Source organism: Proteus sp. STS61-E (assembly GCF_040932335.1).
In the GTDB taxonomy this organism is placed as follows: domain Bacteria; phylum Pseudomonadota; class Gammaproteobacteria; order Enterobacterales; family Enterobacteriaceae; genus Proteus; species Proteus mirabilis_B.
Genome location: NZ_JBFQGE010000001.1, coordinates 87,357 through 99,892 on the forward strand (window position 1 = coordinate 87,357; position 12,536 = coordinate 99,892).

General features: G+C 38.9%; 12 protein-coding genes, 2 tRNA genes and 1 pseudogene. 7 read left to right on the forward strand and 8 right to left on the reverse strand.

Annotated features, from left to right (window positions below; genetic code table 11):
• Positions 1 to 69 precede the first annotated feature (69 nt).
• A complete protein-coding gene (cysM, locus tag AB4J89_RS00430; protein ID WP_088495071.1) occupies positions 70 to 954 on the forward strand; it encodes a cysteine synthase CysM in 885 nt (294 codons plus the stop codon).
• Positions 955 to 1,076: 122 nt separating this feature from the next.
• Here the strand turns inward: cysM and crr are convergent, their stop codons facing one another.
• The 4 genes from crr to cysK form a co-directional block, all read right to left on the reverse strand.
• The gene (gene crr, locus AB4J89_RS00435) at positions 1,077 to 1,586 is read right to left on the reverse strand and encodes a PTS glucose transporter subunit IIA (RefSeq protein ID WP_036935451.1); all 510 of its coding nucleotides are present in this window, start codon (positions 1,584 to 1,586) and stop codon (positions 1,077 to 1,079) included.
• A gap of 49 nt (positions 1,587 to 1,635) precedes the next feature.
• On the reverse strand, positions 1,636 to 3,363 hold the full coding sequence (gene ptsI, locus AB4J89_RS00440) for a phosphoenolpyruvate-protein phosphotransferase PtsI (protein ID WP_088495072.1): 1,728 nt from the start codon (positions 3,361 to 3,363) through the stop codon (positions 1,636 to 1,638).
• A 137-nt stretch (positions 3,364 to 3,500) separates the two neighbouring features.
• Complete coding sequence (ptsH, locus tag AB4J89_RS00445; protein ID WP_006533407.1) at positions 3,501 to 3,758, reverse strand: phosphocarrier protein Hpr; 258 nt, start codon at positions 3,756 to 3,758, stop codon at positions 3,501 to 3,503.
• Between the two features lie 331 nt (positions 3,759 to 4,089).
• Complete coding sequence (gene cysK, locus AB4J89_RS00450; RefSeq protein WP_088495073.1) at positions 4,090 to 5,043, reverse strand: cysteine synthase A; 954 nt, start codon at positions 5,041 to 5,043, stop codon at positions 4,090 to 4,092.
• A 235-nt stretch (positions 5,044 to 5,278) separates the two neighbouring features.
• Here cysK and AB4J89_RS00455 point away from each other — a divergent pair, with 235 nt between their 5' ends.
• On the forward strand, positions 5,279 to 5,809 hold the full coding sequence (locus AB4J89_RS00455; protein ID WP_088495074.1) for a hypothetical protein: 531 nt from the start codon (positions 5,279 to 5,281) through the stop codon (positions 5,807 to 5,809).
• Positions 5,810 to 5,922: 113 nt separating this feature from the next.
• On the opposite strand, the gene cysZ is transcribed toward AB4J89_RS00455, so the two are convergent.
• Entirely contained in the window at positions 5,923 to 6,693 is a 771-nt protein-coding gene (gene cysZ / locus AB4J89_RS00460) for a sulfate transporter CysZ (RefSeq protein ID WP_088495075.1), read from the reverse strand.
• Positions 6,694 to 6,916: 223 nt separating this feature from the next.
• Here cysZ and zipA point away from each other — a divergent pair, with 223 nt between their 5' ends.
• From zipA to AB4J89_RS00480, 4 genes are all read left to right on the forward strand, one after another.
• On the forward strand, positions 6,917 to 7,945 hold the full coding sequence (gene zipA / locus AB4J89_RS00465) for a cell division protein ZipA (protein ID WP_311755048.1): 1,029 nt from the start codon (positions 6,917 to 6,919) through the stop codon (positions 7,943 to 7,945).
• A 56-nt stretch (positions 7,946 to 8,001) separates the two neighbouring features.
• Complete coding sequence (gene ligA / locus AB4J89_RS00470) at positions 8,002 to 10,029, forward strand: NAD-dependent DNA ligase LigA (RefSeq protein WP_311755047.1); 2,028 nt, start codon at positions 8,002 to 8,004, stop codon at positions 10,027 to 10,029.
• Positions 10,030 to 10,257: 228 nt separating this feature from the next.
• Entirely contained in the window at positions 10,258 to 11,442 is a 1,185-nt protein-coding gene (locus tag AB4J89_RS00475) for a NupC/NupG family nucleoside CNT transporter (RefSeq protein ID WP_069367879.1), read from the forward strand.
• Between the two features lie 166 nt (positions 11,443 to 11,608).
• On the forward strand, positions 11,609 to 11,824 hold the full coding sequence (locus AB4J89_RS00480; RefSeq protein ID WP_023581656.1) for a DUF3820 family protein: 216 nt from the start codon (positions 11,609 to 11,611) through the stop codon (positions 11,822 to 11,824).
• A gap of 2 nt (positions 11,825 to 11,826) precedes the next feature.
• On the opposite strand, the gene AB4J89_RS00485 is transcribed toward AB4J89_RS00480, so the two are convergent.
• The gene (locus AB4J89_RS00485; RefSeq protein WP_227719053.1) at positions 11,827 to 12,072 is read right to left on the reverse strand and encodes a hypothetical protein; all 246 of its coding nucleotides are present in this window, start codon (positions 12,070 to 12,072) and stop codon (positions 11,827 to 11,829) included.
• A 22-nt stretch (positions 12,073 to 12,094) separates the two neighbouring features.
• Between AB4J89_RS00485 and AB4J89_RS00490 the strand changes: the two are divergent.
• Positions 12,095 to 12,190 (forward strand): annotated as a pseudogene (locus AB4J89_RS00490) (SDR family oxidoreductase); the annotation flags it as partial.
• 64 nt (positions 12,191 to 12,254) lie between these two features.
• On the opposite strand, the gene AB4J89_RS00495 reads toward AB4J89_RS00490, so the two are convergent.
• Together AB4J89_RS00495 and AB4J89_RS00500 are read right to left on the reverse strand one after the other, a co-directional pair.
• Positions 12,255 to 12,330: transfer RNA gene (locus tag AB4J89_RS00495), tRNA-Ala, on the reverse strand.
• A gap of 27 nt (positions 12,331 to 12,357) precedes the next feature.
• Positions 12,358 to 12,433, reverse strand: a tRNA-Ala gene (locus tag AB4J89_RS00500).
• Positions 12,434 to 12,536: the final 103 nt, after the last annotated feature.

Genomic DNA, 12,536 nt, shown 5'->3' on the forward strand with positions numbered 1-12,536 from the left:
ATTATTGCGTTAATAAGTTAAATGTGATTTCTTCATTAATACAGACAAACAAATGAGCAGGAACTTATTGTGGCAGGGTTAGAACAATTTATTGGTAATACACCATTAGTAAAACTACAACGACTAACACAAGAGGTGGACGCTGAAATCTGGGTTAAGCTTGAAGGCAATAATCCTGCAGGTTCAGTAAAAGACAGAGCTGCATTATCGATGATTGAACAAGCGGAATTACGCGGTGAAATAAAACCGGGTGATACGCTGATTGAAGCAACCAGTGGTAATACAGGTATTGCCTTGGCGATGATTGCAGCGGTAAAAGGTTACCGTTTAAAGTTGTTAATGCCTGAAAATATGAGTAAAGAGCGTCAAGCATCAATGCAAGCTTATGGTGCAGAATTGATTTTAGTCAGTCGTGAAGTCGGTATGGAAGGTGCGCGAGATCTCGCACAACAGATGGAGCATCAGGGCGAAGGTAAGGTATTAGACCAATTTAATAACCCAGATAATCCAAGAGCTCATTTTATTTCCACAGGCCCTGAAATTTGGCAACAAACACAAGGTCGTATTACGCATTTTGTTTCGAGTATGGGAACAACAGGGACGATCACCGGTGTGGGAAGTTACTTAAAAACACAATCTGATAGCGTGCAAATTATAGGTCTTCAGCCTGAAGAAAAAAGCCAGATCCCAGGTATTCGTCGTTGGTCACCAGCTTATTTGCCGGGCATATTTAAAAAAGAGCTGGTGGATAGCGTGATAGATATGTCACAAACCGAAGCAGAATCAACGATGCGCCTTTTAGCCAAACAAGAAGGTATCTTCTGTGGTGTGAGTTCTGGAGGTGCTGTTGCTGGCGCTCTGCGCGTTGCAAGAGAAAATCCAGGGGCAGTGATTGTTGCGATTGTGTGTGATAGGGGTGATCGTTATTTGTCGACAGGCGTTTACTCGTCATAATTCAAACTGTAGCGTTGTCGCCTAGCTACATCTTGAATTATTTAGAGTGTTTTTGGGTTTTTGAATAAATAAAAAAACCGCCACATATGGGTGGCGGTTTAAATAGAGAATATTACAGAAGATTATTTTTTAATCTGAATAATAACGGTTTCACCAACAGTAACTGGGCCTGTCATTTTGGTTAAACCTTGGATTTCATCCATATTAGAGATAACAACTGGCGTTAGAACTGATTTTGCTTTTTCTTCTAATACAGCCAAGTCAAATTCTAAAATAGTATCACCGACTTTTACTTGCTGACCTTCTTCAGCGATACGTTTAAACCCTTCACCTTTCAGTTCAACAGTGTCGATACCGAAGTGGACAAATAACTCGATACCGTTGTCAGACTCAATAGAGAAAGCATGGTTAGTCTCGAAAATTTTACCGATAGTACCATCAACTGGCGCAACAATTTTATTACCAGCAGGTTTGATAGCAATACCGTCACCTACGATTTTTTCAGCGAAAACAACATCAGGAACATCTTCGATATTGACGATTTCACCAGAAAGTGGTGCAACAATATCAATCGTGCCACTGCCTTTCTTTTCCTCTGAAACCAGTGATTTTAATTTATCAAACAGACCCATGAATCTTCTCCTAATTATTGTAGTTGGGACCGGGCTCTGGCTAATGCGATTAGCACAGTGTCTTTTCTTTAGTAAAAGTTTCTACTAAGTCCATCAATTCTTTTGCAGTCGGCTGAGCAAGTGCTTGTTCTGCCAGTGCTTTTGCATCATCGTAATTCGCATTACGAATCACTTTTTTGATGCGAGGAATTGAAATAGCACTCATACTAAACTCATCTAATCCCATGCCAAGAAGGAGCAATGTTGCTCGTTCATCTCCAGCAAGTTCACCACACATTCCAGTCCATTTACCTTCAGCATGTGATGCATCAATCACCTGTTTTATCAGGTTGAGTACTGCAGGTGACATTGGATTATATAGATGAGATATCAGCTCATTTCCACGGTCTACAGCCAGAGTATATTGTGTTAGATCGTTAGTCCCAATACTAAAAAAGTCAACTTCTTTTGCCATATGACGAGCCATTACTGCTGCGGCTGGGGTTTCTACCATCACACCGACTTCAATAGATTCATCAAAAGCTTTCTTTTCTTCACGAAGCTGGCTTTTCAGTATTTCAAGTTCTGCTTTCAATGCACGGATCTCTTCAACAGAGATAATCATTGGAAACATAATGCGTAGTTTACCAAAAGCAGATGCTCTTAAGATAGCACGTAATTGTGAATGAAGGATCTCTTTACGGTCAAGACAAATACGAATTGCACGCCAGCCTAAGAATGGGTTCTCTTCTTTTGGTAGGTTCATGTAAGGTAAGTCTTTATCACCGCCAATATCCATAGTACGAATAATGACCGCAGGACTTCCAACAGCTTCTGCTACCGCTTTATAGGCTTGGAATTGCTCATCTTCTGTTGGTAAAGAGTCTCTATCCATAAATAAGAATTCGGTACGATACAGACCAACACCTTCAGCACCATTACGTTCAGCACCAGCAACATCTCGAACTGTACCAATATTAGCGCAAACTTCGACTTGATGCCCATCAAGCGTAATAGCAGGTAAGTCTTTAAGTTTTGCTAATTCTTCTTTTTCGTGCAGGTACTCTTCTTTGATAGTTTTTAATGTCTCAAGTTCCTCATCTGATGGATTAATAATGATTTTGTTATTAATCGCATCAAGAACGAGATAATCGTCTTTTTTAATGGTTTGTGTCGCATTAGATGTTCCTACAATAGCTGGAATCTCTAATGAGCGAGCCATGATAGAAGTGTGGGATGTTCTACCACCTAAGTCAGTGATAAAACCTAATACGTTGTCTAAACTTAATTGTGCAGTTTCAGAAGGGGTAAGGTCAGTTGCAACTAAAATCACTTTTTCTGAGATAGCGCTTAAATCGATAATTGGCATTTCTAAGATATTGCGCATTAAGCGCTTACCAATATCGCGAACGTCAGCTGCACGTTCTTTTAGGTATTCATCGTCTAATGCTTCTAATGCAGTTGCTTGATCTTCAATAACAGATTGAACTGCCGCTTCAGCGGTTTTTTTGTCGCTTTTGATGAGAGTAACAATTTCTTGTTCTAGCTCTTCATCTTCTAGCAACATGATATGGCCTTCAAAAATTTCGGCTTTATCCGCACCAAGGTTCTTTTCTGCACGCTCTTTAATAATTTCTAGTTGTTGTGCAGATTTGTTACGACCATCTTTAAAGCGTTCGATTTGATTCTCGATCTCATCACTTTGGATCTTACGTTGGCTAATGATGATAGGTTCTTCTTTGAGGAGAAGGGTTTTACCAAATGCGATACCGGGTGATGCTAAAATTCCTGAAATCATAATTTATCCTACGACTTGCTGGTGATAATCTTAAAAGAATAGGATTGCAAAATACTGTTGTTTTAAAATCATCATTGAGATTAACTCCCCTGAATGGTTTCAGGGGAATAAGTACTGAGTTAAAGCTTAACCGCGAATTACTCTAATTCCGCCATTAATTTTACTAACGCTTCAACAGCTTGTTTTTCATCTTCGCCTTCAGCAGAGATAGTCACTACAGTACCTTGGGTTAAGCCTAAAGTTTGTAATTTGAAAAGGCTCTTAGCGCTGGCAGATTTACCGCTAGAGATAAGCGTGATATCAGAAGAGAATGTTTTGGCTTCTTTTACAAATTGTGCTGCAGGACGAGTATGTAAGCCGTTTGGTGCTGTAATAGTAACTTCTTGCTGGTACATAGGATTTTTTCCTTTTATAACTCAATTGTTCACATTAAGTCAGGACTTAGTAAGTGTAGATGAATTTGTCCTGCTTTGCGTAGCAATATCAGATAATATTAAGTCGTAAAGCGTCATCTGATAAAAATAGTGTTCAGAAAGATAAAAGAGTTCGTTTTTGTCATCTCGGTTATTTTCTGATTAATTTCGACCTTCGAAATAATTAATTGATTAAATACTAAACTCGAAGAAATAAATCACCTGTCTGGATGACAAACTTTGATCTCTACCACAAAAAAAGCACCATTAAGGTGCTTTTTTAATAAATATTTTACAATTGAGATGACGCGATTTAGCTGTCAGAAATGTCAGCAAAAAGTGGTGTGCTTAAATAACGCTCACCTGATGAAGGTAAAATAACCACGATTTCTTTATTTGCAAATTCTGGTTCTTTTGCGAGTTTTACTGCTGCCGCAATCGCTGCACCAGAAGAAATACCTGCGAGAATACCTTCTTTAGTCATAAGTTCACGAGCAGTATCAAAGGCTTCTTCGTTAGTGATTTGAATAACACGATCCAGTAACGATAAATCTAGGTTTTCAGGAATAAAACCAGCACCAATACCTTGGATTTTATGTGGACCGGGTTTAATTTCTTCACCTGCTAAGGCTTGTGTAATAACAGGGGAGCCTGTTGGTTCAACTGCAACCATTGTTACCGCTTTACCTTGGGTCTTTTTCAAATAGCGGCCAATACCTGTAATAGTGCCACCTGTGCCGACGCCTGCAATAACCGCAGCGACTTCACCATCTGTATCATTCCAGATCTCTGGACCTGTAGTTTTTTCATGGATTTCAGGGTTCGCTGGGTTGCTAAACTGTTGTAGTAAAAGGTAACGCTTAGGATCGCTATCGCGAATTTCATTGGCTTTATCAATAGCCCCTTTCATACCTTTAGCGCCTTCAGTCAGCACTAAATTAGCACCCAATGCCTTGAGTAATTTACGACGTTCTACACTCATGGTGTCTGGCATGGTTAGTGTTAATTTGTAGCCACGAGCGGCTGCAACATAAGCAAGAGCAATCCCAGTATTGCCACTGGTAGGCTCTACAAGTTCAACGCCTTCTTTAAGAATACCTTTCTTTTCTGCATCCCAAATCATGTTGGCACCGATACGGCATTTTACACTGAAGCTTGGGTTACGAGATTCCACTTTAGCCAGAATGTTGCCATTTCCGAAATGCTTTAAGCGAATTAAGGGAGTGTGTCCAATAGTTTGCGAGTTGTCTTCGAAAATCTTGCTCATTTTTATCCTCGGTACATGATTTTTATAAGGTCAGATGAAATTACCATACGCCATCAAGCTAAAGATGGAAATAAGCTTTATGAATATACTTATAACTTTTTCATCTTTTTATTCCAAAAGGTTCTAATCAAGAGTCAGTGAGACGATTCACAAATTAATAAATCAAGAGATGTACAGTATATTGATGGCTGATAATCTATTTTTAACTATGTTTATTGTAAATACAGGGGTCATAATGGAAACCATTGAAGAGTTGATTAGTGTACTTGAACTCGCTGTGCCTGAATTAGACGCGCAAGCTTTGCGTGAAAATTTACCCGAGTCCGATGCTCAAGAAGATGTCCTTAATTGGTTATATGAATCACTCTCAGCTCAAGGATTAATGGACTATGTGGAGTGGACAGAATATTTTGGTGATATTCCTGATTTAAAATCGTTAGAGCAGATCTCTTTGCCTGAATCACCGAGTGCATTAATTTTATCTCAAGTTGAAAATATTGATTGGGATGAGGTGAGCGTAGACCCTTATATGTTGCCTTATGAATTACCTTACCTTGAATATATTAACCACTTTTTGACAGAGAAAGGGTTACGATTAGTGGATCTCACACCATTTGAAAATGCTTATATTTTCTGTATTCGAGATGATGAAGAGATTATGGAAAAATTAGATGGTGCATTGAATATCTTTGAAATGGGCATTAATGAGCGTGAGCCGATGGATAAGGAAGAAACGAAAGATTATATTCGTTCATTAATTGAGTAATGCATTCAATAACTAAATAAGTCAAACTACGATTTGGAAAAAAACGATAAAATAAAACCCCGTCTTAATAAAACGGGGTTTTTCTCATTTATCGATAGGTTGTTAAATTAAATTTACCACTGCCCATCTTGTACATGTTGTTTACGATAACGATCACACCACATTGCGGTTGCACCACAAATAGCAACCGGCATGATGACTAAATTTAGAATAGGGATCATGGTAAAAATATTAATAACCATGCCAAATTGAAGATTATTCCATTTGTCTTGTTTCAGCGAAGATTTCATCGCAGCAAATGAAATTTTATGGTTATCAAATGGGAAGTCATTATATTGAATTGCCATCATCCAAGCACCAAAAGCAAACCATAAAACAGGGGCAACAGTTTGTCCGATAGCAGGAATAAAATAGAGCAATAATAAGACAATAGCACGAGGCAAATAATAAGCTATTTTAGTTAACTCACGTTTTAAAATACGTGGAACATCCTTCAATATACCTGCAACACCTGTATCTGGTGGTGCAATGCCAGTTATTTGACCTTCTAATTTTTCAGCCAACAATCCATTAAACGGAGAAGCAATAATATTGGCTAAAGTACTAAAGAAATAAGTAAACACCAATAAAATAAAAATAACGGATAATGGCCAGATTAAATAACTCAGCCACTGTAGCCAATCAGGAACTTTTTCCATCATCCAATTGACCATGCCACCGATTTGACCATATAACCACCAAAAGGCGCTTCCGAGAATAATAATATTGGCAAGTAGGGGTAAGATAACAAAACGTTTCAGCCCTTTGCGTGTAATTAAACGCCAACCAAGAGCAAAATAATGAAATCCATTTAAATTTTTATTCGTTTCTGTCAAATTTGTCATACTTCCTATTCTCTCCAATGAGGGCAAGCTAGTATCATATAGGGAGATAATCAGCCTTACTAGTCATGAATTGTCTAAAAAACGCGCATAAGAGATTGATGTGTGTATCTTTGTGACAAGAAAATTAAGTATTGGCTTGCACTTATGAGCATTGGCAAATACTCTTAGTAAAAAGTAATATTTGCCAACGTGGCTATTAAACCTCAAGACAACAGAGATAGAAATGATGCAGCAAAATTTGCGTCTGATATTAATCGTTGTTGGTGCGATTTTAATCATAGCTTTGTTATTACACGGCTTATGGATTGGTCGAAAAGAGCGTTCTAAGCTTTTCCGTAATCGCCCAGTAAAACGTCAGAAACAGAATTATCAGTCAGATGAGAACGATGACGAACCACAATATGCTGAGGCTAGTCATCAGACATCAACTTTATCCTCTACTGAAAAGCGGGAGAGTGAGCCACCGATAAAATCGGAGCCTCTACATGAACCCGAAATTTCAGTGGCAGATAGAGATCCATTAATGTCTGAAACCCAAACTAAAGGGAACTCTCACGATACTTCATTACAACAAGAGCCTAGCCTTGGTGTTTTTGATGTTATTGAAAAAGAGCCTGTACCGATTGTTAGGGATGAGCCAAAACAAGCACCAGTGGTTAATGTTGCGAGTGAAATAAAATCACACGTTAATACAGTAAGCCCATCTGCGAGTTTTGAGCCGTCAATTTCAGAGACAACGGCTCATGTGACTCCTGTTGAAACTGAGGCTTCGCATCATGCTCCGGCTGAAGAGCCAAAAGCTGAATCTGCTCCGCAAGCAACAGAAGCAGAGAAAGAGCTGGTTATTGTTCTAAACGTAAGTGCACATCATGGTCAAATGCTAGATGGTGAAGCATTGATGCAAAGTATTATTCAAGCTGGATTCCAGTTTGGTGAAATGAATATTTTCCATCGTCATCTCAATCCAACAGCGAATGGACCTGTTTTGTTTAGTTTAGCGAATATGGTGAAACCGGGAACATTTAATATTGATACGATGGCTGAATTAACGACACCAGGTGTATCAATGTTTATGATGGTGCCATCTTATGGTGATGCTAACCAAAACTTTAAATTGATGTTACTTACGGCGCAACGTATCGCATCTGATGTAGGTGGTGTTGTGCTGGATGATGAACGTAAACTCTTAACGCCACAAAAAATCGAGCTTTATAAATCTAGGATCCGTAGGACGCTGGATTTAAATCAATAGCTTTTGTCTGTAAAAAAGCCCCCGCTTGCGGGGGTTTTTCTTCTTTGGTGATAATCATGAATAAAAATACTCAACAAAAAATTGATAAACTTCGCGTTACTCTACGTCACCATGAATATCTCTATCATGTCATGGACGCACCTGAAATACCTGATGCTGAATACGATCGCTTAATGAATGAGCTAAAAGCATTAGAAGCTGAACACCCTGAATTAATTACTTCTGATTCGCCAACACAGCGAGTTGGAGCTTTACCTTTGACAGCATTTGAGCAAGTGAGACATGAAATTCCGATGCTCTCTTTAGATAATGCTTTTGATGAAACAAGCTATTTAGCTTTTGATAAGCGTTTACGTGATCGTTTAAAAAATAATGAAGAGATCACTTTCTGTTGTGAATTAAAATTAGATGGATTAGCGGTTAGTTTACTTTATGAAAATGGAATTTTAGTACAAGCTGCAACGCGTGGCGATGGTACGACAGGGGAAAATATCACTGAGAATGTGAGAACAATTAAAGCCATTCCATTGCGTTTATACGGTGAAGATATTCCTGCTCGTATTGAAATTCGTGGCGAAGTCTTTATGAATGAAAAAGGCTTTGAATATTTAAACGAGGAAGCGCGACGTACAGGCGGAAAAGTTTTTGCTAACCCTCGCAATGCTGCCGCTGGCTCATTAAGACAGCTTGATCCTCGTATTACAGCAAAACGTCCATTAACCTTTTTCTGTTATGGCGTTGGTGTACTTGAAGGTGGTGAATTACCTACAAGCCACTATGGACGCCTACAACAATTTAAAAAATGGGGATTACCTGTTAGTGATGCGGTAAAACTTTGCACAGGTAGCAAAGCAGTTCTTGATTTTTATCACCATGTAGAGGAAGTACGACCTAATTTAGGTTTTGATATTGATGGTGTTGTTATCAAAGTTGATGATATTGCACTACAAGAAGAGCTGGGCTTTGTATCAAGAGCACCGCGTTGGGCTATTGCTTATAAATTCCAAGCTCAAGAGCAAATGACGATTATCAAAGATGTCGAATTTCAAGTAGGGCGTACAGGTGCTATTACACCGGTTGCACGTTTAGAGCCTGTTCAAGTTGCAGGTGTTGTTGTGAGTAATGCAACATTACACAATGCTGATGAAATTGAACGCTTAGGAATACGCATTGGCGATACTGTGGTTATTCGTCGAGCAGGCGATGTTATTCCTCAGGTTGTCAGTGTGATTGAAGAAAAACGTCCAGATGATGCTCAAGAAATTGTTTTTCCGACACATTGCCCTATTTGTGATTCTGATGTTGAGCGCATTGAAGGCGAAGCTGTTGCACGTTGTACTGGTGGTTTAATTTGTGGCGCGCAACGTAAAGAAGCGCTTAAACATTTTGTTTCACGTCGTGCTATGGATGTAGATGGAATGGGCGATAAAATTATCGACCAGTTGGTTGAGAAAGAATATGTCAAAACACCTGCTGATCTCTTCCGTTTAGATGAAAAAATCTTATCTGGTTTAGAGCGAATGGGCGAAAAATCAGCTAAAAAATTGATCACGGCTTTGGATAAGGCTAAATCAACAACATTTGCACGTTTTATTTATGCACTGGGTATTCGAGAAGTGGGTGAAGCAACAGCCAGTGGATTAACAACACATTTCTCAACGCTTGATGCATTACGAAATGCAGATATTGAAGCTCTAAAATCCGTTCCTGATGTGGGCGATATTGTGGCTAAGCATGTCGTTAATTTCTTTCAAGAAGAACACAATAGAACGGTTATTGATCAATTGATCAATGATGCTGGTATTACATGGCAAGCGCCTGTTATTGTAACTCATGAGGCGGGTGATAATCCTTTTGCGGGTAAAACCGTTGTGTTAACTGGGTCACTTTCACAGTTAACGCGTGATGAAGCAAAAGACAGATTAGTTGCATTAGGTGCAAAAGTGAGCGGAAGTGTTTCTAAAAAAACTGACATGGTAATTGCCGGTGAAGCGGCAGGCTCTAAGTTAGTGAAAGCTAACGAATTAGGGATAACCGTTATCGATGAAGATGAAATGATACGATTACTTGATCAATCGAAATAATCATCCTACTATTTAATAAATGCTACTGGGAAAACTTTCTCAGTGGCATTTTTACTTAAGCTAAATTTACATTTAATGTTTCTTAAGTAACTTCCAAAGTGTGATCGACTTATCTTATTTAATAAATAGTGTGTATGCGGTTTCATGAGATTGTGACAATAGTCACATCCTAATGCTACGCGTTACATAAAATGCTCTACAAGATTTATTTTTATTTTTGGAGCATGCATGTCCTCTATCATTCACTTCGTTTTAGCACTCGCCGTTATTGGCGCATTAGCATTCGTTGCGAGTAACAATCGCAAAGGTATCCGTCTGCGTTATATCGTGCAGTTATTAGTTATTGAAATCGCATTAGCATGGTTCTTCCTCAACTCTGATGTTGGTGAAGGCTTTGTTCGTGGCTTCGCTGGATTATTTGATCACTTATTAGGTTATGCCGCACAAGGTACTGAATTCGTATTCGGTGGCATGATGAAAGGTGGTTTAGCATTCTTCTTCCTGAATGTCTTATGTCCAATTATCTTTATTTCTGCATTAATTGGTATTCTTCAACATATCAAAGTATTACCTTTCGTGATCCGCATTATCGGTACTGTGCTTTCTAAAGTGAACGGTATGGGGAAACTGGAATCATTCAACGCAGTGAGCTCACTAGTTCTTGGTCAATCAGAGAACTTTATTGCCTATAAAGATGTATTAGGCAAAATGTCTCAGCGTCGTATGTACACCATGGCTGCAACAGCAATGTCGACAGTATCAATGTCGATTGTTGGTGCATACATGACAATGTTAGATCCAAAATACGTTGTTGCTGCTCTAGTACTGAATATGTTCAGTACCTTTATCGTCCTTTCTGTGATTAACCCATACTCTGTTGAAAATGAAGAAGAGATCCAAATGGGTAATCTGCATGAAGGTCAAAGCTTCTTTGAAATGTTAGGTGAATACATCTTAGCAGGTTTCAAAGTTGCATTAATCGTTGCTGCAATGCTGATTGGTTTCATTGCATTAATCGCTGCAGTGAATGCGATTTTCAGCATGATTTTCGGTATTAGCTTCCAAGATTGCTTAGGTTACGTTTTCTATCCATTAGCATGGGTAATTGGTGTGCCAGAGCAAGATGCATTACGTGTTGGTAGTGTTATGGCAACTAAATTAGTGTCTAACGAATTTGTTGCAATGGGTAGCTTACAAGATATCGCTGCGGAAATTTCACCGCGCTCTGTAGGTATCTTATCTGTATTCTTAGTTTCATTTGCTAACTTCTCTTCAATCGGGATTGTTGCAGGTGCGATTAAAGGTCTAAACGAAGTACAAGGTAACGTTGTTTCTCGTTTCGGTCTGAAATTACTGTTCGGTTCTACATTAGTTAGCTTCTTATCAGCAGCTATCGCAGGTCTGTTTGTTTAATCTCTGAAGATAAAACAGATAGCATGTGAATAAAATAACAATGTAAACAGAGTCACTTGTCAATCAAGTGACAGAAAATGAAGCAGTACCTTCGGGTACTGCTTTTTTTATCTTTAAATTACCTTATAATCGGTTTTATCCCTTCAATGACGACGTGGTAGAGAACATGTTAGAGAAACAGCACCTTATCGATATAGCAAACACACAAATGCCATTTGGCAAGTACAAAGGGCGTATGCTGGTTGATTTACCTGAAGAGTATTTATTGTGGTTTGCAAAGAAAGGCGAGTTTCCTGAAGGTAAGCTTGGTCAACTCATGGAGATGACCCTAGCTATTAAAATTGAAGGTCTAGAAGGGCTATTAAAACCATTAAAGCGGTGATGTTAATCATTATCCATACCTGATTTTTCAGGTGTTAATGCATTAATGATTTTCTGACTTAATTCAATAAATAATGTTTGCTCTCCGAGCGTTAAGCATTCACTTATTTTTTCAGCATTCTGTTTTCGTCCTAATGCCACTCTTGCCAAAAAAGCGTGACCCTCATCAGTTAAATGGGTAATAAGCTCACGCTTGTCTTTTTCAGAACGATACTGTGCAATACATCCTAAAGATTTTAATCCCCGCATAAATTCCGACAAATTTTGTCTTGAAATCGCTAAAACGGTCGCATTTTTACTTTCAGATGGGAGCAATTTCTCAACAGGGGCATTTTATGCCATTGATGGGGGTTACACTGCGCAATAGAAATAAATAAAGGGGCGTAGAAAACAAAAAATCCCGAAGATTTCTCTTCAGGATCTTAAAATTCTGGTGGAGCTAAACGGGATCGAACCGTTGACCTCTTGCATGCCATGCAAGCGCTCTCCCAACTGAGCTATAACCCCACATATTGGATTGTTCTAGAAGTATATTGGTGGAGCTAAGCGGGATCGAACCGCTGACCTCTTGCATGCCATGCAAGCGCTCTCCCAACTGAGCTATAGCCCCAACATACTGGAACGGGCTTGATAATAGGCAACAAGCACAATACTGTCAATCAGTTAATCTCACATTATTTATTGATTGCTGAAAAAGAGTACAAAAAAAAGAT

What these genes read in the sequence shown, in the direction of transcription:
- crr (WP_036935451.1), bottom strand. Translation starts at nt 1,586, where the DNA reads ATGGGTCTGTTTGATAAATTAAAATCACTGGTTTCAGAGGAAAAGAAA.
- ptsI (WP_088495072.1), bottom strand. Translation starts at nt 3,363, where the DNA reads ATGATTTCAGGAATTTTAGCATCACCCGGTATCGCATTTGGTAAAACC.
- ptsH (WP_006533407.1), bottom strand. Translation starts at nt 3,758, where the DNA reads ATGTACCAGCAAGAAGTTACTATTACAGCACCAAACGGCTTACATACT.
- cysK (WP_088495073.1), bottom strand. Translation starts at nt 5,043, where the DNA reads ATGAGCAAGATTTTCGAAGACAACTCGCAAACTATTGGACACACTCCC.
- AB4J89_RS00455 (WP_088495074.1), top strand. Translation starts at nt 5,279, where the DNA reads ATGGAAACCATTGAAGAGTTGATTAGTGTACTTGAACTCGCTGTGCCT.
- cysZ (WP_088495075.1), bottom strand. Translation starts at nt 6,693, where the DNA reads ATGACAAATTTGACAGAAACGAATAAAAATTTAAATGGATTTCATTAT.
- zipA (WP_311755048.1), top strand. Translation starts at nt 6,917, where the DNA reads ATGATGCAGCAAAATTTGCGTCTGATATTAATCGTTGTTGGTGCGATT.
- ligA (WP_311755047.1), top strand. Translation starts at nt 8,002, where the DNA reads ATGAATAAAAATACTCAACAAAAAATTGATAAACTTCGCGTTACTCTA.
- AB4J89_RS00475 (WP_069367879.1), top strand. Translation starts at nt 10,258, where the DNA reads ATGTCCTCTATCATTCACTTCGTTTTAGCACTCGCCGTTATTGGCGCA.
- AB4J89_RS00480 (WP_023581656.1), top strand. Translation starts at nt 11,609, where the DNA reads ATGTTAGAGAAACAGCACCTTATCGATATAGCAAACACACAAATGCCA.
- AB4J89_RS00485 (WP_227719053.1), bottom strand. Translation starts at nt 12,072, where the DNA reads ATGCGGGGATTAAAATCTTTAGGATGTATTGCACAGTATCGTTCTGAA.